The following is an 18454-nucleotide window of genomic DNA, read 5'->3' as shown; positions in this document are numbered from 1 at the left end:
CCTGCCTCTTCTTAATTCTTCGCGACAGCGGGTTGGGCTGCCGTGGGCGCTACAGGTTCCCGCCAGCCAACAGCAAGGCCGTTGGCGTAGCGCAGATCGATGCGCGCAATGTTCGTAATCTGTTCTTTGAGCGTCTTGTCATAGATGGCGATGAAACGGCGCATCTTTTCCACCTGTTTGCCGCGTCCCAGCAGCAGTTCGATCCCGGGGCCCGCACTGCCGGGGCCTGTAGTCAGGAACCAGCTGCCGCGATCACGCAGTTCAAGGCGTGCAATCGAGAAGCCCAGCGGCCTGAGCATCTGGCTCAGTACCTGGTATTGCTGCATCACTTGCTGCTGAGCCCGTTGTGGGCCAAACAACTGTGGCAGGTGTTCATAGTTCGCCAGCTCGCGCGGAGTGAAGGCCTGACCCTGGTTGTTCAACAGCGACTCGTCGCCCCAACGGGCCACCGGCAGTTGTTCTTCCAGGCGGATCACTACTTGATCCGGCCACACCCGACGTACTTCCGCGTGGGCAATCCAAGGCATCGTTTCCAGCTCGGTGCGCATGCTCGCCAGGTCGATGGTAAAAAAACTCGACGCCACAAACGGGGCGATTCGTTGCTGCACCGCTTGCTGGCTGATGTAACTCAAATCGCCCTGCACGTTGATCTTGGTGATCGGCCGATCGGCGTATGGCAGCAAACGCTGCGCGCCTTCGTAAGTGCCAAACCCCAGGGCGACCAACAGCACTGGCCAGAACAACGCTTTGAGAAAACCAAAGTTGGCTTTCGGCAGGCGCGCAGACATCGGCTCTTTAGCCACCATACGGCTGGCACCCCGCGGCACCGGCTTGCGGCCGGTCGGTGCGGTGGGCTGATGTCTGAGCTGAGCGCCTTGCATGGCCTTAACCTCTTTTCGACTCTTGGTTACCGGCAACACTGGCAGCCAGAATGGCCAGGACCAGTTGCTGGAAATCCAGACCGGCGGCACGGGCCGCCATCGGCACCAGGCTGTGATCGGTCATGCCCGGTGCGGTGTTGACTTCCAAAAACCAGAACTGCCCGTCGGCGTCCTGCATCACGTCTGCCCTGCCCCAACCGGCGATACCCAACGCTTCACAGGCTTTCGCCGTGAGGTCCATGAGTTCCTTTTCCTTGGCGCTGTCCAGCCCGCACGGAATGCGATACTGGGTATCGTTGGCGATGTACTTGGCGTCGTAGTCGTAGAAACTGTGCGTCGTGCCCAGGGCGATTGGCGGCAACACCTGGTCACGCAGGGTGGCGATGGTGAACTCCGGACCATGGATCCATTGCTCGACCAACACTTGCGAATCGTAGGTACTGGCCGCTTTCCATGCGTCGATCAATTCGGACGCGGAACTCACTTTGGCCATACCGATACTTGAACCTTCATGGGCCGGTTTGACGATCAAAGGGAAGCCCAGTTCCGTCGCAGCAGAAATACAATCGGCCTCGCTGCTCAATACTGCGTGACGTGGCGTGGGAATACCCAGGCTGTGCCAGACCTGCTTGGTGCGCAGCTTGTCCATGGCCAGGGCCGACGCGAGGATGCCGCTGCCGGTGTAGGGAATGCCCAGACATTCAAGCAGGCCTTGCATGCTGCCGTCTTCACCGCCACGACCGTGGAGAATAATGAAGGCGCGATCGATCTTTTCGTTGAGCAGACGTTGCAGCAGGTCATCACCCACATCGAGGCCGAATGCGTCCACACCAGCGCTTTGCAACGCATCGAGAACAGCGTTGCCCGACTTCAGGGACACTTCGCGTTCGGCACTCTTGCCGCCGAACAGCACGGCGACGCGGCCGAAGTCTTTCGGCGCGATCGTGGAGGCCAGGTTGGCGTAGGCTGCGGTCATTTCAACTTCCCCTTCTGCGGCGCAGCCACTGCACCGGCGAACAACTCACTCTTCAACAATTTCGGTGCGAGACCACCGATATCACCGGCGCCCTGGCACAGCAGGATGTCACCGGCACGCAACAGCGGCTTGACCACTGGCGCGAGGTCGACACCGCGCTCGATGTAGATCGGATCGAGCTGGCCGCGCTGGCGGATGCTGTTGCACAGTTTGCGGCTGTCGGCGCCCGGAATCGGTTCTTCGCCCGCCGGGTAGACTTCCATCAGCAGAAGCACGTTGGCATCGGCCAGTACATTGACGAAATCGTCGTACAGGTCGCGGGTGCGGCTGTAGCGGTGCGGCTGGTAAACCATCACCAGGCGACGCTCCGGCCAGCCACCGCGCACAGCCTTGATTACGGCGGCGACTTCGGTCGGATGGTGACCGTAGTCATCGACCAGCATTACGCTGCCGCCATCCACTGGCAGCTCGCCGTAAACCTGGAAGCGTCGGCCGACACCCTGGAACCCGGACAGGCCCTGGACGATGGCTTCATCGCTGACGCCTTCGTCGGTGGCGATGCAGATGGTCGCCAGCGAATTCAACACGTTGTGGTTGCCCGGCATGTTCACCGATACATCCAGCGGCTCGCGGTCAGGACGCAGCACGGTGAAGAACGTTTGCATGCCTTGCTGGCGCACGTTGATGGCGCGCACGTCGCAGTCTTCACCGAAGCCATAGGTGACCGTCGGGCGTTTGACCAGTGGCAGGATTTCACGAACGACCGGATCGTCCAGGCACACCACGGCCAGACCATAGAACGGCAGGTTGTGCAGGAACTCGACGAAGGTTTTCTTCAGTTTGTTGAAGTCACCGTCGTAAGTCGCCATGTGATCGGCGTCGATATTGGTGACCACGGCCACCAGCGGCTGCAAGTGCAGGAAACTGGCGTCACTTTCGTCGGCTTCGGCGATCAGGTAACGGCTGGTACCGAGCTGGGCATTGGTGCCTGCTGCATTCAGACGGCCACCAATGACGAACGTCGGGTCCAGTCCACCGGCCGCGAACACCGAGGCGATCAGGCTGGTGGTGGTGGTTTTGCCGTGGGTGCCGGCGACGGCAATACCGTGGCGGTAGCGCATCAGCTCCGCCAGCATTTCTGCACGCGGCACCACCGGAATACGGCGTTCCAGTGCGGTGGCAACTTCCGGGTTGGACGTGTTCACAGCGCTCGACACTACCAGCACATCGGCAGCGGCGGCATTCTCGGCACGGTGGCCGATGAAGATGTGTGCACCGAAGGATTCCAGACGCTCGGTGACCGGCGAAGCCTTCAGGTCGGAACCGGACACTTCATAGCCAAGGTTGAGCAACACTTCGGCAATCCCGCACATGCCCACACCGCCGATACCGACGAAGTGGATACGACGGATGCGGCGCATTTCCGGTTGTGGCATGGCTTTCTGATTCTCAACCATTGGCCACCTCCAGGCAGGTATCGACCACGTTACGGGTGGCATCGGGTTTGGCCAGGCGGCGGGCCGCGGTCGCCATATCGTTGAGTCGTTGTGGTTGCATCAAAACCTCTGTCAGGCGAGCGGCAAGATCCGCTGCGCCAGTCGTTCTTTGCGGCATCAGGAAGGCTGCGCCTTCACGGGCCAAATAGTCGGCGTTGCGGGTCTGGTGATCATCGATCGCGTGGGGCAAAGGCACCAGCATCGAGGGCAGCCCGGCAGCAGCCAGTTCACTGATGGTCAGCGCGCCTGCGCGGCATACCACCAGGTCGGCCCAGCCATAGGCTTGGGCCATGTCTTTGATGAAGGGCTGAACTTGCGCCTCGACGCCAGCCGCGCGATAGCGCTCTGCAGTCACTTCATCATGATTTTTGCCGGCCTGATGGAACACGTCCGGGCGCAAGTCGACGGCGACTTGCGAAAGGGCTTCAGGCAGCAACTTGTTCAACGGCTCTGCGCCAAGGCTTCCGCCAAGGATCAGCAAACGCGCCTTGCGACCGGCCAGGGCAGGTCGCGGAGTTTCGAGGAACAGCTCGGTACGCACCGGATTACCCGTGGTCCGGCGGCTGTTCGACAGGGTAAAGGTGTCGGGGAAGGCTTCACAGACTCGGGCGGCCAACGGCACCAGCAACCGATTGGCGGTACCGGCCACGGCGTTCTGTTCATGAACGATCACCGGCACGCCGGCCAGTTTTGCAGCCACACCACCGGGACCGGTCACATAACCACCAAAACCCACCACGCAGGCCGGTTTCAGCTGACGAATGATCGCCCGCGCCTGCCAGACCGACTTGAGCAACATGAACGGGGCCTTGAGCATGGACAACTTGCCCTTGCCACGCAGGCCGCTGGCGTTGATGCGATGCAATTCGATTCCGGCCGCCGGGACCAGATCATTTTCAATGCCACGCGGTGTACCCAGCCAATGCACGGTGTAACCGCGGGCCTGGAATTCGCGGGCACAGGCCAGCGCCGGGAACACGTGGCCACCGGTGCCGCCCGCCATGATCAAGACGTTAGCGCCCATGGTTCGGCTCCTCGGCGAAGTCGCTCTCATGGAACTCCATCTCCTCACTGCCCAAGTGGGTTCGACTCTCCCACTCGATGCGCAGTAACAAGCCGAGACAGGCACAGCAAATCACCAGCGAACTGCCGCCATAGCTGAGGAACGGCAGAGTCAGACCTTTAGTCGGCAGCAGGCCGACGTTCACACCGATATTGATCAGGAACTGACCAATCCACAGGAACGACAAACCGTAGGCAACATAGGCAGCGAAAAACTGCTTGGCCTTCTCGGCCCACAGACCGATGTACATGCCACGAATACAAACAAAGACGAACAGCGCGACGGTGCACAGCGAACCCACAGCCCCCAGTTCTTCGGCCAATACCGAGAAAACGAAGTCAGTGTGGGCTTCCGGCAGGTAGAACTGTTTCTGCACGCTGTTGCCCAGGCCAACGCCCAGCCACTCGCCGCGACCGAACGCAATCAATGCCTGAGACAACTGATAGCCCGCGCCAAACTGGTCAGCCCATGGATCGGCAAAGTTGGTCAGGCGCGCCATTCGATACGGCTGCATTTGAATCAATGCCACCACCGCACCGACAGCCAGCACCACCATCAGGGAAAAACGGAACAGCCCGACCCCTCCGAGGAACAGCATCGCCGCGGCAGCCCCCATCATCACGACGGTGGCACCGAAGTCCGGCTCCATCAACAACAGGCCCGCCATGGGCAGCAGCACGATGAACGGCTTGAAAAAACCCATCCAGCTTTCGCGTACTTCTTTCTGGCGACGCACCAGATAACCGGCGAGGTAGATCACCACGAACACCTTGGCGATCTCGGAAGGCTGAACGTTGAAGAAACTGAAACCGATCCAGCGCATCGAACCGTTCACTTCGCGGCCGATCCCCGGAATGATCACCATGATCAGCAAGCCGAACGCACCCAGCAGCATCAGCCAACCCAGGCGTTGCCAGGTGGCGATCGGGATCATCATGGTGACGATGCAGGCACCCAGACCCAACACTACGTAAATAAGGTGGCGAATCATGTAATACAGGGCGCTGCCCGATTGCACCGCAGCCACTTCAGTGGAGGCGGAGGCAATCATGATCAAACCCAGCCCGAGCAGCGTCAGGCAACCGGCGAGCATCGGGAAGTCGAGGTCGATACCGCGCCCGGTGATCAGTGGCGATGGATAAGGCTTGATGATGTTTTTCAGACTCATGCCAGATCCTCCACTGCACGGACGAACTGGTGACCACGGTCTTCGTAGTTCTTGAACATGTCGAAACTGGCGCAGGCCGGCGACAGCAGCACCGAATCGCCCGGCCGGGCAACGGCACGGCATTGTTCGACGGCTTCGACCAGCGAACCGACGCGGATCAGCGGCACGGCATCGCCAATGGCCTCGCCGATCTTGTCTGAGTCGCGGCCCATCAGGATCACGGCACGGCAGTTGGCGGCAACCGGATCACGCAGGTCCTTGAACTCGGCACCCTTGCCATCGCCACCGGCGATCAGCACGAGCTTGCCGTCGATGTCCGCGCCCAGGCCTTCGATGGCCGCCAGTGCGGCGCCGACGTTGGTCGCCTTGGAGTCGTTGTAGTAACTCACGCCGTCGAGGTCACGGACCCACTGGCAGCGATGCTCAAGGCCGGCGAAGGTGCGCAGGCTCGACAGCATGGCATCGAACGGCAGGCCGACCGCATGGCCCAGGGCCAGGGCTGCCAATGCGTTGGACTGGTTATGCGCGCCGCGAATCTTCAGTTCGCGCACCGGCATCAGGGTCTCGAATTCGAAGGCCAGGTACTTCTCGCCGTCTTCTTCACGAATGCCGAAAGCCTTGAAATCGGGCTTGCTCAGACCGAAGGTCCAGCATGGCTGGCCCTCGCCCATCAGCGGACGGCTCAGCGCGTCCTGACGGTTGACCACGAACTGTTTGGCGCCGCGGAAGATCCGGTGCTTGGCCAGGTGATAGGCCGGCAGACCGCTGTAGCGATCCATGTGGTCTTCGCTGACGTTGAGCACGGTCGCCACTTCAGCGCCGAGTTGGTCGGTAGTCTCGAGCTGGAAGCTCGACAGTTCCATCACGTACAGCTCGATGTCATCGCTGAGCAAATCCAGCGCTGGCGTGCCGAGGTTGCCGCCAACGGCGACACGCTTGCCGGCCGCAGCCGCCATCTCGCCGACCAGGGTGGTTACGGTGCTTTTTGCGTTGGAACCGCTGATGGCCACGATCGGCGCCTTTGCGTTACGCGCGAACAGCTCGATGTCACCGGACAATTTCACGCCACGGGCGGCGGCGGCCTGCAGGGCCGGGGTCGCCAGCGCCAGGCCCGGGCTCACGTAGAGCTCGTCGGCACGGCACAGGAATTCGACGTCCAGCTCGCCACAACGCACTTCCACGTGCGGATAGTCACGCTTGAGCGTGGCCAGTTCCGGTGGATTCTCCCGCGTATCGGCCACGGCAAACGCCACGCCCCGGTTCGCCAGGAAGCGAACCAGGGACATGCCGCTCTTGCCGAGGCCGACAACGATGCGGAAGTGGTCAGAAGCGATCAGAGACACGAGTTTCTACCTCAGCTTCAGGGTGGCAAGGCCGACCAGCACGAGAATCACGGTGATGATCCAGAAACGGACGATCACGCGCGGCTCAGGCCAGCCCTTGAGTTCAAAGTGGTGGTGAATCGGTGCCATGCGGAACACACGGCGACCGGTCAGCTTAAAGGAAGCAACCTGAATGACGACTGACAGGGTCTCCATCACGAACACGCCGCCCATGATGAACAGGACGATTTCCTGACGGACGATTACCGCGATAGTGCCCAGGGCCGCGCCCAGCGCCAGTGCGCCGACGTCACCCATGAACACTTGCGCCGGATAGGTGTTGAACCACAGGAAGCCCAGGCCTGCACCGATCAGTGCGCCGCAGAACACGATCAATTCGCCGGCGCCCGGCACGTACGGAATCAACAGGTACTCGGCGAACTTCACGTTGCCGGACAGGTAGCAGAAAATGCCCAGGCCACCACCGACCATCACGGTCGGCATGATTGCCAGGCCGTCGAGGCCATCGGTCAGGTTGACCGCGTTGCTCGAACCGACAATCACGAAATAGGTCAGGACGATGAAACCGGCGCCCAGCGCAATGCTGTGGTCCTTGAGCATCGGCAGGATCAGCGTCGTCTCGACCGGTGTGGCTGCAGTCATATACAGAAAGATCGCCGCGCCCAAACCGAATACCGATTGCCAGAAATACTTCCAGCGGCTTGGCAGGCCACGGGAGTTCTTCTCGATCACCTTTCGGTAGTCGTCGACCCAGCCGATGGCGCCAAACAGCAAGGTCACCAGCAGTACGACCCAGACGTAGCGGTTGGTCAGGTCAGCCCACAGCAGGGTGCTGACACCGATGGACGACAGAATCAGCGCGCCACCCATGGTTGGGGTGCCCGATTTGGACAGGTGCGATTGCGGACCATCATTGCGCACGGACTGGCCGATCTGACGGTTCTGCAGGGTGCGGATCATCCACGGGCCATAGCACAGCGACAAAACCAGCGCGGTCAGTACACCGAGAATCCCGCGCAGGGTCAGGTACTGGAAGACCGCGAAGCCTTTGTAGAACTGTTGCAGATACTCCGCTAGCAGCAGCAGCATTAATGTTTCTCCAGACTGGATCCGCACAAAGCGGCAACGATGTTTTCCATCGCGGCGCTGCGCGAGCCCTTGATCAAAATGGTGGTGTTTGTATCTTGCTCGGCGCCAAGGGCCTCGATCAGTTCAGCCTGTGTGCTGAAGTGAAAAGCCTGTGGACCGAAAGCGTTGACGGCGTGAACCATCATTGGCCCGACCGCGTACAGCGCAGAAACCTTGCCACGGGCGTACTCGCCCACGTCGCGATGCCCCTGCTGCGCCCAATCGCCCAACTCGCCAATATCCCCGAGCACCAGAACGGTGCGACCGGAAAAGCCGGCCAGTATATCAACGGCGGCGCACATGGAGGTGGGGTTCGCGTTGTAAGTGTCGTCAATCACGCGCATGCCATTGGTGGCCAGCTGCGCGACGGTACGACCCTTGACCGGTTGCACTGCGCCGAGCCCGGTGGCGATGCCGAACAGCGACACACCCAAGGCATGGGCGGCGGCGGCAGCAGCCATGGCGTTGGCGACGTTATGGGTGCCGAGCAGATTCAATTGAACACGCTCCACACCTTCAGGGCTGTGCAAGTTGAATGACGGGCAGCCACGAGCATCCGTGGCCAGGTCACTGGCGTAAAAGTCGGCGCTGACATTGCTCAGCGCAAAGGTCAGCACTTTGCGCTCGCCGGCGCGCGCCTTCCAGATGCCAAACGCCTTGTCGTCGAGATTGAGAATGGCGACGCCATCGGCACTCAGCCCCTCAATAATCTCGCCCTTGGCTTCAACAATTTTTTCCGGGCCGCCGAACTCGCCAACGTGGGCAGTCCCGGCATTGTTGAGAATGGCCACGTGCGGTTTGGTCATGCCGACGGTGTAGGCAATTTCGCCCAGGCGCGAGGCACCCAGTTCGATCACGGCAGCGCTGTGTTGCGGCGCCAGTTCGAGCAGGGTCAATGGAACGCCGAGGTCGTTGTTCAGATTGCCACGGGTTGCCAGTACCGTTCCGCGTGTACGCAGGACGCTCGCCAGCATTTCCTTGACCGTGGTCTTGCCGCTGGAGCCGGTGACGGCTGCAACAGGTTGCGTAAATGCGGCACGGTTCAACGCACCGAGCTGTCCCAAAGCCTCACGAGTGTCCCCGACCAGCAATTGTGGCAGCGTGCTGTCGGCAACTTCGCGCTCGACCAATGCCGCCACGGCGCCTTTGGCTGCGACATCATTCAGATAGTCATGACCGTCGAAGCGTGGACCGGTCAGCGCAATGAACAACTGGCCCGGCTGGATCGCACGACTGTCGATGCTGACGCCGTCGAAGCTGGCATCGCTGCCGACCAGGCGAGCGTTCAGCGCGCCAGACAGTTCGCTGAGTTTCAAGGCTTTAAGCATGGGCCACCTCCCACGCGGTCAGGGCATGATCAGCCTCGACCAGATCGGAGAAAGCGTGGCGTTCGCCATTGATTTCCTGATAGTCCTCGTGACCTTTGCCGGCCAGCACGATCACGTCATCCGCCGAAGCGCCGGCGACCAACTGGGCAATCGCCTGGCCACGGCCAGCTACGAATGTCACTTTATCCACAGCGGTAAAACCGGCGCGGATGTCGTCGAAGATCAATGCCGGGTCTTCGGTACGCGGGTTGTCGTCGGTGACCAGTACGCCATCCGCCAGACGCTCGACCACTTCGGCCATCAGCGGGCGCTTGCCACGATCCCGGTCGCCGCCACAGCCGAACAGGCACAGCAAACGACCCTTGGCGTGAGGGCGCAAGGCCAGCAACACTTTCTCCAACGCATCCGGTGTGTGGGCGTAGTCGACCACGACCAACGGTTGCGTTCCACCGCCCAGGCGCTGCATGCGTCCGGCCGGGCCTTCGAGTTTCGGCAGTACCTTGAGGATTTCGTCCAGCGCGTAATCCAGGCCGAGCAAGGCACCGACGGCAGCGAGTACGTTGCTCAGGTTGAAACGACCGAGCAAGGTGCTGCGCAAAAGATGCTCGCCCTGTGGCGTGACCAGCGTGGCGCGCACGCCTTCATCGTCAAACTGCGCCGCACGGCAATACAGGTAGGCGCTGGAGTCTTCGAGGCTATACGTGATCAACCGCGATTCACGTTTGTCGGCGGCGAGTTGCCTGCCGAATTCGTCATCCAGGTTAACCACCCGGCATTTCAATTCGCTCCAGGCAAACAGCTTGGCCTTGGCTTCGCCGTAAGCCTGCATGGTGCCGTGATAATCCAGGTGATCACGGGACAGGTTGGTCATCACTGCGACGTCAAAGGCCAGAGCAGTCACTCGCCCCTGATCCAGACCATGGGAAGAGACTTCCATGGCGACGGCTTTGGCGCCGGCCTTTTTCAGGTCAGCCAGGGTCGCTTGCACGGCAATCGGATTCGGCGTGGTGTGCAGGCCGCTTTCCAGGGCACCGTGGAAACCGGAACCCAACGTGCCGACGAGGCCGCAGTGCTGGCCAAGCAGGTCCAGTGCCTGGGCAACCAGTTGAGTCACGCTGGTCTTGCCGTTGGTACCGGTCACGCCAACCATGTTCAAGTGATGGCTTGGCTCACCATAAAAACGTCCGGCGATGTCCGACAGCTGAGCCGCCAGACCTTTTACCGGAATCAGCGGAACCTCAGTGATCGGCAGCACCGTGGCGCCTTCCACTTCATAAGCCACCGCAGCCGCCCCGCGTGCAAGCGCGTCGGCAATGTGTGCACGACCATCGAATTTGCCGCCCGGCACTGCGAGGAACAGGTCACCCGCGCGCACATTGCGACTGTCGAGCGCCAACTCACGGATCAACAGATCGTGACCGGCGTGGGGGAAAATCTTGTTCAGACTTAAAGACATCAGCCGCGCCCTCCATTGGCTTTCACTGGAACGACCGGCGTTGCGTTCGCTTGTTGAGTAGGTGGCAGGTTGTCGGGGGTTACGTTCATCAGGCGCAAGGTGCCGGACATCACGCGACTGAACACCGGCGCCGATACCAGGCCGCCGAAGTAACCGGCCTTGGTCGGTTCATCGATCACCACGACGATGGCGTAACGGGGATCGCTCATCGGGCCGAAACCGGCAAACAGCGAGCGGTAGGAGTTTTCTGCGTAGCCTTTGGTACCGACCGAGGTTTTACGCGCAGTACCGGACTTGCCACCTACGTGATACGCCGGCACCTGCGCGCGGAATACACCGCGAGGCGCTTCGATCACTTGTTGCAGCATGGTTTGCATGGTTTTCGCGACGGCTTCAGGCAACACCTGGGTGGTTTGCGGAGCGTTGTCGGTTTTGATCAGTGTCAGCGGCGCGAGACGGCCGTTGTTGGCCAGGGCCGAGAAGGCGTGAACCAGTTGGATCGCGGTCACCGAAATACCGTAGCCGTAGGACAGCGTGGCGGTCTCGGCCTTGCGCCATTCGCGATAGTTCGGCAGGTTACCGACGCGCTCACCCGGGAAGCCCAGGCCGGTGTCCTGACCAAGTCCGACTTTCTGCGCCAGGCGGAAAATGGTTTCACCGCCGATGTCGAACGCGACCTTGCTCATGCCGACGTTACTGGAATTGATCAGAATGCCGGTCAGGTCGAGCACCGGACCTTCGGTCTTCGATACGTCGCGAATGGTGTATTTACCCAACTGCAAAGTGCCCGGATAAACTTCGACCGTATCGGTCGGTTTCCAGCGCCCGCTTTCGATCGCGGCGCTCATGGAAATCGCCTTCATGGTCGAACCTGGTTCGAACACGTCGATCATCGCGCGGTTACGCATCATCGCCGGTTGCAGGTTGCGACGGTTGTTCGGGTTGTAGGTTGGCTGGTTGACCATGGCGAGGATCTCGCCGGTCTTCACATCCATGATCACCAGACTGCCAGCCTTGGCACCGTTCTCGATGATCGCGTTGCGCAGTTCGCGGTTGGCCAGGTATTGCAGGCGCAGGTCAATGGACAACGCCAAGGGCTTACCGGCCTTGGCGTTTTTGGTGACCTGGACATCCTTGATCAACCGGCCGCGCCGGTCCTTGATCACTTGACGCTTGCCGGGGACCCCGGCCAGCCATTCGTCATAGGCCAGCTCGACCCCTTCGCGACCGTGATCGTCAATATCGGTAAATCCGACCATGTGCGCAGTAACTTCACCGGCCGGATAGAAACGGCGAAACTCTTCAATGCCGTAGACACCCGGTACTTTCAGATCGAGCACAGCCTGGCCTTGCTCCGGCGTCAGCCCTCGCACCAGATAAATGAATTCTTTGTTGGCCTGAGCCTCAAGACGATCGGCCAGGGCTTTCGGATCCTGTCCAAGGGCAGATGCAAGTGCTGGCCACTTCTCTTTGGCGGTCTGCATTTCCTTGGCATTGGCCCAAAGCGTGGTGACCGGGGTACTGACGGCCAAAGGCTCGCCGTTACGGTCGGTGATCAGACCACGGTGAGCCGGAATTGGAATGTGGCGGACACTGCGCGCATCGCCCTGCCCCTTAAGGAAGGCACGGTCGACCACTTGCAAATCAATGATACGCCAGGCAATCGCCGCCACCATGACGCCGAGCAAGCCCAGCACCAGGCGGAATCGCCAAGGGAAGAGTGCGCCTTCGAGTTTCATCATGGCGCCACCATCTGCACTTCGGCCGCACCGGGAATGCGCATTTTCAGTTGTTCGGTAGCCAGCACTTCGATGCGGCTGTGGGCCGTCCAGGTACTCTGCTCAAGAATCAAGCGGCCCCATTCGGCCTGCGCCTTGTCGCGCACACTCAACTCGTTGTATAGCGAATTCAACAACTGGCGATTCCAGTGGGCGCTGTAAGACACGCCGATGGCCGACACGAGCACGCCGATAAACAGCAGCAGCATGAAAAAGCTTCCGCCGGGCAGTGGCTTGGCGAAAAGCCTGCTCACCGCAGCTTCTCCGCCACACGCATGACAGCGCTACGGGAGCGTGGATTGGCTTTGAGTTCGGCGTCGGAGGCCGTCTGCGCTTTGCCATGGACTTTGATTTTGGGTTCGAACGCTACATGCCGAACCGGCAGGTTGCGCGGCAGGTTGTCGGCTTCGCCTTTTACCAGCTTACGCATGAACAGTTTGACGATGCGGTCTTCCAGCGAATGGAAGCTGATGACTACCAGGCGTCCGCCCACTTCCAGGCAATCCAGCGCGGCTTCGAGGCCGGTTTCCAGATCACCCAGTTCGTTGTTGACGTGAATTCGCAAACCCTGGAAAGCGCGAGTGGCCGGGTTCTTGCCCTTTTCCCACGCCGGGTTGGCGACTTTCAGGACTTCAGCCAGATCGGCGGTGCGCTCGAACGGTTTGATGTCGCGACGCTCTGCCACGGCTCGCGCCATGCGACCGGAAAAACGCTCTTCGCCGTATTCCTTGAACACCCGGGCAATTTCTTCTGCCGGAGCGGTGTTGACGAATTCGGCTGCGCTGATGCCGCGGGACGGGTCCATGCGCATGTCCAGCGGGCCATCGTTGAGAAAACTGAAGCCACGCTCAGGGTCGTCGAGCTGCGGCGAAGACACACCGAGGTCGAGCAAAATGCCGCTGACCTTGCCATGTAACCCGCGTGCTGCGACCTCGGCACCGAGCTCGGCAAAGCTGCGCTGCACAACGACAAAGCGGCCGTCTTCGGCCGCTAGCGTCTGCCCGGTGGCAATCGCTTGAGGATCCTTGTCGAATCCGAGCAACCGACCCTCTGGGCCGAGCTGACTGAGGATCAACCGACTGTGTCCGCCACGTCCGAACGTACCGTCCAGATAGCAGCCATCAGGACGTACAGCGAGCGCCTCGACGGCTTCGTCAAGCAGTACGGTGATGTGGTTAAAGCCGCTATCAATAGTCACAGGATCAAATCACGCAGTTCATCAGGCATCGCGCCCGGTTGTTGAATAGCAGCCAGGTCAGCGGCAGAAACCGCGTCCCAGGCATCCTCGTCCCATAATTGGAACTTGTTCAGTTGGCCTACCAACATCGCGCGCTTATCCAACTTGGCATATTCACGAAGACGCGGCGGAACCAGAAAACGACCACTGCCATCGAGCTCGAGGTCGACGGCATTACCAATCAATAAACGTTGCAGGCGGCGGTTCTCTTCGCGAAGCGAAGGCAGTGCACGCAGTTTGGTTTCAATAATTTCCCACTCATCGAGGGGATAAACACACAGACATGGATCAACGGCATCAATAGTGACGATCAACTGACCGGAACTGCGCGAATCAAGCTCGTCACGGTACCGGCTCGGCATTGCGAGACGACCCTTGGCATCGAGACTGATAGCGTTGGCTCCGCGAAACACGTCAGCGTTTCTCCAAATTCTAGCGTTTTGAGTTTAAAAAACCCACTTTATGCCACTTTCCGCCACTTGCGCACACTATAGGAATGCGCCCACCACACCGTCAAGGCGCGGATCAAAGGAAAACCCTTACAGAACTGAGATTTAGGAGTACGAAGGAGGGGGTATCGAGAATTTGGCAGATGAATCCGCCCAACAACTTGAAGCAACACAGACGGCTGCGCTCGGAAGTTAAAGTAATTTATTAAGAGTAAGATTTTTTTGGTATTACAAAAGTGCTTCTGCCGACGATTGTGTGACGAGGGAAATCAGTACGGCGAGGAGTTACAAACTGCAGCTTCTGGATATCACAGAAGCTGTCTACTGACGGCCAGCAAAGGAGCTAAAGTGCCATCACTTACCTTCTGCCTAATTGAGTAAAGCAGAATAGAGAAAAAAGGTGGAGAGTCGATCTGTAAGCCGGGTTCTGTCTTGAACAGTCATTCGTCTACGATGGCCATCACTGGACATCTTTAGCAACCTACCCGGTCCCAGCGCGGGCCACGCCTTGGGACCCTATTTGGTCTTGCTCCAAGTGGGGTTTACCTAGCCACGAACTGTTGCCAGACGTGCGGTGCGCTCTTACCGCACCTTTTCACCCTTACCGGCGCCGAAGCGCTTAGGCGGTTATTTTCTGTGGCACTTTCCGTAGGCTCACGCCTCCCAGGCATTACCTGGCACTTCGCCCTATGGAGCCCGGACTTTCCTCCCCCCCCTAATTTTCATAGAGGGCAGCGACTGTCCGATCGACTCTCCGCCGCGCAGGTTACCGGCAGAGCGCCCGAAGAACAAGCGTTAAGCGCCTATGGCCACGCCTGCACGTCGGTTTTTTACTCGCCCTTCTGTTTTTCCAGTGCGACTTGATAAAGCACGTTCTTGCGCTCGCCGGTAATTTGCGCGGCCAAAGCCGCCGCGCGCTTGAGCGGCATTTCTTCGAGCAACAGATCAAGGATGCGCATCGCTTCACTGCTTACCGCATCTTCCGTCTCAGGCGCCGTCCAGCCCGCCACCAACACCACACACTCGCCACGCTGCTGATTACTGTCTGACTCGACGAACTCACGCAACTCTCCCAGCGGCAAGCCCTTGAGCGTTTCGAAGGTCTTGGTCAGCTCACGACCCAGCAATGCCGGGCGTTCAGCGCCGAACACCAGTTCCATGTCCTGCAAACATTCAAGAATGCGATGCGGTGCTTCGTAGAAGATCAGTGTGCGCGGCTCTTCCTTTACAAGTTCCAGGCGTGCCCGGCGCCCTACCGCCTTGGCCGGCAAGAATCCTTCGAAGATAAAGCGATCGGAGGGCAATCCCGCCGCCGACAATGCGGCGATCAAGGCACAGGCGCCAGGCACCGGCACCACGTTGATGCCTGCCGCGCGAGCCTGGCGCACCAAGTGGTAACCGGGATCGGAAATCAGCGGCGTCCCGGCGTCGGAGATCAATGCCACGTTGTCACCGGCGAGCAGACGGGTAATAAAGCGACTGCCTTCATCCCGCTCGTTGTGCTCATGACAGGCCGCGAGCGGCGTCGAGATACCGAAATGTTGCATCAACCGCTGGGAGTGACGGGTATCCTCGGCGGCAATCAGCGCCACTTCGCGCAGAATCTTCAGCGCCCGCGCACTGATGTCATCCAGGTTGCCGATGGGCGTCGCCACCACATAAAGCGAGCCAGCAGCGGAATTCAAAGCACCTGGAGCAGTCAAAGCGCACACCTCATGATCGGTAAAAGTCGCCATTGTAGCGCGTAGCGCCGCTCGCGATACGCGCAAGCGGTTACCGCCTTAAAGACCGTTTGTGCACTGCAGCAACATTTACAGCAGCTAAATTGATCGATTCACGCCAGTAACATCGCGCCCCGGCCAGTGCTTGGGTACAATTCCACGCTAATTTGATCGAGTATCAGGAACACTTACATGATCGCTTGCCTGCGGCTGTTATCTGCCCTCTGCCTTGCTGCCTTGCTGGCGGCTTGCGCCAGCTCGCCCTCCTCCAGCCTTGGCGAAGTTCCACGGACCCCGGATGCCAGTATCGAGCAACTGCTCGAGAAGGCAGCCCAAAGCAAATCACCGGAAGACGCAGCCCTGCTGCGCCTGAGTGCGGCTGACCTCGCCTATCGACAAGGCAATGCCGGCCAGTCCGCGCAAATCCTGCAACAGGTTCCCGTCGAGTCGCTCAAGCCCGGCCCACAGGTCTTCGCCAGCACCCTGGCAGCCGAACTGGCCATGACCCGCAACCAGCCGAAAGCCGCACTGACGGCGCTGAACCATCCAAGCCTGCAGCGCCTGGGCGAATTGTCGCAGGAGCAACAGGTCCGTACCGGCACCGTGCGCGCCCGCGCTCTTGAAGCCGATGGGCAAACCCTCGCGGCCGCACGGGAGCGCATCTTTATCGCTCCGATGCTGAGCGGCGAAGCGGCGGCTAAAAATCATGAAGCCATCTGGACGCTGATCGCCTCTCTGCCAACCGACCAGCTGCAACCCTCCACCACCGACGACCTCGGCGGCTGGATGGCCCTGGCCCTGGCCGTGAAAACCGCCGGCACCCTGGAACAACAACAAGCGGCCATCGACAACTGGCGCGCCCAGAACCCGAAACACCCGGCCGCTATTCAGCTGCCCGTCGCCCTGACCAAGCTCAAGGAACTGGCCAGCCAGCCCCTGAGCAAAATCGCCTTGCTGCTGCCGCAGGACGGCCCACTGGCATCCGTCGGCAAGGCGCTGCGCGACGGGTTCATGGCCGCTCATTACCAGGCGCAACAGGCCGGGCAGAAACCGCCAGCTATCGAGTTCTATGACAGCTCACGCCTGACCTCCATGGACGAGTTCTATCGCAAGGCCCAGGCCGATGGCGTGCAACTGGTTGTCGGCCCACTGGAGAAACCACTGGTCAAACAACTCAGCACTCGCCCGCAACTGCCGATCACCACCCTGGCGCTGAACTACAGCGAGGGTGATCAAGGTCCGGCGCAATTGTTCCAGTTTGGTCTTGCCGCTGAAGATGAAGCCCGCGAAGTGTCCCGTCGCGCACGCGCCGATGGCCTGCATCGCGCAGCCATCATGGTACCGAAGGGTGAATGGGGCGACCGCGTTCTCAAGGCGTTCAGCCAGGACTGGCAAGCCAATGGCGGCAGCATCGTCGCCACCGAGCGTGTCGATCAGCCGGTGCAACTGGCCCAGCAGATCGCCGACATGTTCCAGCTGCGCCAGAGTGAGGGTCGCGCCAAGAGCCTGCAAAGCACGGTTGGATCGCAAGTCGCCGCCCAGCCGTCGCGTCGTCAGGATATCGAGTTCATCTTCCTTGCAGCCACACCGCAACAGGCTCAACAGATCAAACCGACCCTGAATTTCCAGTACGCGGGTGACGTTCCGGTTTACGCTACCTCCCACGTATTCAGTGCGAGCGGCGATGTGAACCAGTACAACGACATGAACGGCATTCGCTTCTGCGAAACCCCATGGTTGCTGGACGCCAATGATCCGCTGCGTCGCCAGGTCACTGCTCAGTGGCCGCAAGCGAGTGGCAGCCTTGGCCGTCTTTACGCCATGGGCGTTGATGCTTATCGCCTGGCCCCGCGCCTGGGCCAACTCAAGGCCCTGCCAGATAGCCGCATCGAAGGCCAGTCAGGCAGTCTGAGCATGACTCAGAGCCAGCGCGTCGTGCGCCAGTTGCCATGGGCCGAATTCATCAACGGTCAGGTTCAGCGCCTGCCGGACACCGCTCGCTGATGCCTGACAGATCACGTCAGCAAAGCGGAAAAGATGCCGAGCGTCATGCGCTCGAGCATCTTCAACAACAAGGGCTGCGCCTGCTGGCGCAGAACTGGTTATGCAAACGCGGCGAGCTTGATCTGGTCATGCTAGATGGCGATACAGTAGTATTCGTTGAAGTCCGCTACAGAAAAAACACTCAATGGGGTGGTGCGCTCGACAGTGTTGACGGGCGCAAACAGCAGAAACTGATCTTCGCTGCACAGTCTTTTCTTCAGCACGAATCGCGCTGGGCCAATTCTCCTTGCCGCTTCGACGTGGTTGCCATCGACAGCAATCTCGATCAGTTGAACTGGCTGCAGAATGCCTTTGATGGCTGATCGCATGCACTCCAGACCGGACACTTTCACTCGACACTTTTGCTCTTTGCTTTGCGGGCTGCAC

General features: G+C 60.2%; 16 protein-coding genes and 1 other RNA gene. 2 read left to right on the top strand and 15 right to left on the bottom strand.

Going from position 1 to position 18454, the window contains the following annotated elements:
• Positions 1–11: 11 nt before the first annotated feature.
• From AD668_RS04055 to rsmI, 15 genes are all read right to left on the bottom strand, one after another.
• Positions 12–881: a cell division protein FtsQ/DivIB gene (locus AD668_RS04055; RefSeq protein ID WP_053154971.1), complete on the bottom strand. Its 870-nt coding sequence runs from the start codon at positions 879–881 to the stop codon at positions 12–14.
• Positions 882–885: 4 nt separating this feature from the next.
• Complete coding sequence (locus tag AD668_RS04050) at positions 886–1857, bottom strand: D-alanine--D-alanine ligase (RefSeq protein ID WP_053154969.1); 972 nt, start codon at positions 1855–1857, stop codon at positions 886–888.
• Positions 1854–3314, bottom strand: a complete 1461-nt coding sequence (murC, locus tag AD668_RS04045) for a UDP-N-acetylmuramate--L-alanine ligase (RefSeq protein WP_053154968.1) — start codon at positions 3312–3314, stop codon at positions 1854–1856. Before murC ends, AD668_RS04050 begins: the two co-directional genes overlap by 4 nt.
• Positions 3307–4377 (bottom strand): undecaprenyldiphospho-muramoylpentapeptide beta-N-acetylglucosaminyltransferase, encoded by a 1071-nt coding sequence (gene murG, locus AD668_RS04040; protein ID WP_053154966.1) that lies wholly within the window; start codon positions 4375–4377, stop codon positions 3307–3309. The genes murC and murG overlap by 8 nt, the downstream gene beginning before the upstream one ends.
• Positions 4367–5584 carry a putative lipid II flippase FtsW gene (gene ftsW, locus AD668_RS04035; protein WP_053154964.1) on the bottom strand — a complete coding sequence of 406 codons (1218 nt, stop codon included), beginning with the start codon at positions 5582–5584 and terminating at the stop codon, positions 4367–4369. The genes murG and ftsW overlap by 11 nt, the downstream gene beginning before the upstream one ends.
• Positions 5581–6927: a UDP-N-acetylmuramoyl-L-alanine--D-glutamate ligase gene (gene murD, locus AD668_RS04030; RefSeq protein WP_053154962.1), complete on the bottom strand. Its 1347-nt coding sequence runs from the start codon at positions 6925–6927 to the stop codon at positions 5581–5583. Before murD ends, ftsW begins: the two co-directional genes overlap by 4 nt.
• Positions 6928–6933: 6 nt before the next feature.
• Positions 6934–8016 (bottom strand): phospho-N-acetylmuramoyl-pentapeptide-transferase, encoded by a 1083-nt coding sequence (gene mraY, locus AD668_RS04025; protein WP_053154960.1) that lies wholly within the window; start codon positions 8014–8016, stop codon positions 6934–6936.
• Entirely contained in the window at positions 8016–9383 is a 1368-nt protein-coding gene (gene murF / locus AD668_RS04020; RefSeq protein WP_053154958.1) for a UDP-N-acetylmuramoyl-tripeptide--D-alanyl-D-alanine ligase, read from the bottom strand. The genes mraY and murF overlap by 1 nt, the downstream gene beginning before the upstream one ends.
• The gene (locus tag AD668_RS04015; RefSeq protein ID WP_053154956.1) at positions 9376–10839 is read right to left on the bottom strand and encodes a UDP-N-acetylmuramoyl-L-alanyl-D-glutamate--2,6-diaminopimelate ligase; all 1464 of its coding nucleotides are present in this window, start codon (positions 10837–10839) and stop codon (positions 9376–9378) included. The genes murF and AD668_RS04015 overlap by 8 nt, the downstream gene beginning before the upstream one ends.
• Positions 10839–12578, bottom strand: coding sequence for a penicillin-binding protein 2 (locus AD668_RS04010; RefSeq protein ID WP_172681790.1), 1740 nt, complete (start codon positions 12576–12578; stop codon positions 10839–10841). Before AD668_RS04010 ends, AD668_RS04015 begins: the two co-directional genes overlap by 1 nt.
• A complete protein-coding gene (gene ftsL / locus AD668_RS04005) occupies positions 12578–12871 on the bottom strand; it encodes a cell division protein FtsL (RefSeq protein WP_053154952.1) in 294 nt (97 codons plus the stop codon). Before ftsL ends, AD668_RS04010 begins: the two co-directional genes overlap by 1 nt.
• Complete coding sequence (rsmH, locus tag AD668_RS04000) at positions 12868–13815, bottom strand: 16S rRNA (cytosine(1402)-N(4))-methyltransferase RsmH (protein WP_053154950.1); 948 nt, start codon at positions 13813–13815, stop codon at positions 12868–12870. The genes ftsL and rsmH overlap by 4 nt, the downstream gene beginning before the upstream one ends.
• Entirely contained in the window at positions 13812–14267 is a 456-nt protein-coding gene (gene mraZ / locus AD668_RS03995; protein ID WP_053154948.1) for a division/cell wall cluster transcriptional repressor MraZ, read from the bottom strand. The genes rsmH and mraZ overlap by 4 nt, the downstream gene beginning before the upstream one ends.
• Positions 14268–14703: 436 nt before the next feature.
• Positions 14704–15057: RNase P RNA component class A (gene rnpB / locus AD668_RS06795), an RNA gene on the bottom strand.
• 76 nt (positions 15058–15133) lie between these two features.
• On the bottom strand, positions 15134–16039 hold the full coding sequence (gene rsmI, locus AD668_RS03990) for a 16S rRNA (cytidine(1402)-2'-O)-methyltransferase (protein WP_172681781.1): 906 nt from the start codon (positions 16037–16039) through the stop codon (positions 15134–15136).
• Between the two features lie 177 nt (positions 16040–16216).
• Between rsmI and AD668_RS03985 the strand changes: the two genes are divergently transcribed.
• Together AD668_RS03985 and AD668_RS03980 are read left to right on the top strand one after the other, a co-directional pair.
• Entirely contained in the window at positions 16217–18028 is a 1812-nt protein-coding gene (locus tag AD668_RS03985) for a penicillin-binding protein activator (RefSeq protein ID WP_053154944.1), read from the top strand.
• The gene (locus AD668_RS03980; protein WP_053154942.1) at positions 18028–18390 is read left to right on the top strand and encodes a YraN family protein; all 363 of its coding nucleotides are present in this window, start codon (positions 18028–18030) and stop codon (positions 18388–18390) included. The genes AD668_RS03985 and AD668_RS03980 overlap by 1 nt, the downstream gene beginning before the upstream one ends.
• Positions 18391–18454: the final 64 nt, after the last annotated feature.

Origin of the sequence: Pseudomonas sp. P1.8 (assembly GCF_001269805.1) — a bacterium.
Taxonomy (GTDB): Bacteria; Pseudomonadota; Gammaproteobacteria; order Pseudomonadales; family Pseudomonadaceae; genus Aquipseudomonas.
Note: the sequence above shows the minus strand (reverse complement) of the source record. Positions and strands in the feature narration are given on the sequence as shown.

What these genes read in the sequence shown, in the direction of transcription:
- AD668_RS04055 (WP_053154971.1), bottom strand. Translation starts at nt 881, where the DNA reads ATGCAAGGCGCTCAGCTCAGACATCAGCCCACCGCACCGACCGGCCGC.
- AD668_RS04050 (WP_053154969.1), bottom strand. Translation starts at nt 1,857, where the DNA reads ATGACCGCAGCCTACGCCAACCTGGCCTCCACGATCGCGCCGAAAGAC.
- murC (WP_053154968.1), bottom strand. Translation starts at nt 3,314, where the DNA reads ATGGTTGAGAATCAGAAAGCCATGCCACAACCGGAAATGCGCCGCATC.
- murG (WP_053154966.1), bottom strand. Translation starts at nt 4,377, where the DNA reads ATGGGCGCTAACGTCTTGATCATGGCGGGCGGCACCGGTGGCCACGTG.
- ftsW (WP_053154964.1), bottom strand. Translation starts at nt 5,584, where the DNA reads ATGAGTCTGAAAAACATCATCAAGCCTTATCCATCGCCACTGATCACC.
- mraY (WP_053154960.1), bottom strand. Translation starts at nt 8,016, where the DNA reads ATGCTGCTGCTGCTAGCGGAGTATCTGCAACAGTTCTACAAAGGCTTC.
- murF (WP_053154958.1), bottom strand. Translation starts at nt 9,383, where the DNA reads ATGCTTAAAGCCTTGAAACTCAGCGAACTGTCTGGCGCGCTGAACGCT.
- AD668_RS04015 (WP_053154956.1), bottom strand. Translation starts at nt 10,839, where the DNA reads ATGTCTTTAAGTCTGAACAAGATTTTCCCCCACGCCGGTCACGATCTG.
- AD668_RS04010 (WP_172681790.1), bottom strand. Translation starts at nt 12,578, where the DNA reads ATGAAACTCGAAGGCGCACTCTTCCCTTGGCGATTCCGCCTGGTGCTG.
- rsmI (WP_172681781.1), bottom strand. Translation starts at nt 16,039, where the DNA reads ATGGCGACTTTTACCGATCATGAGGTGTGCGCTTTGACTGCTCCAGGT.
- AD668_RS03985 (WP_053154944.1), top strand. Translation starts at nt 16,217, where the DNA reads ATGATCGCTTGCCTGCGGCTGTTATCTGCCCTCTGCCTTGCTGCCTTG.
- AD668_RS03980 (WP_053154942.1), top strand. Translation starts at nt 18,028, where the DNA reads ATGCCTGACAGATCACGTCAGCAAAGCGGAAAAGATGCCGAGCGTCAT.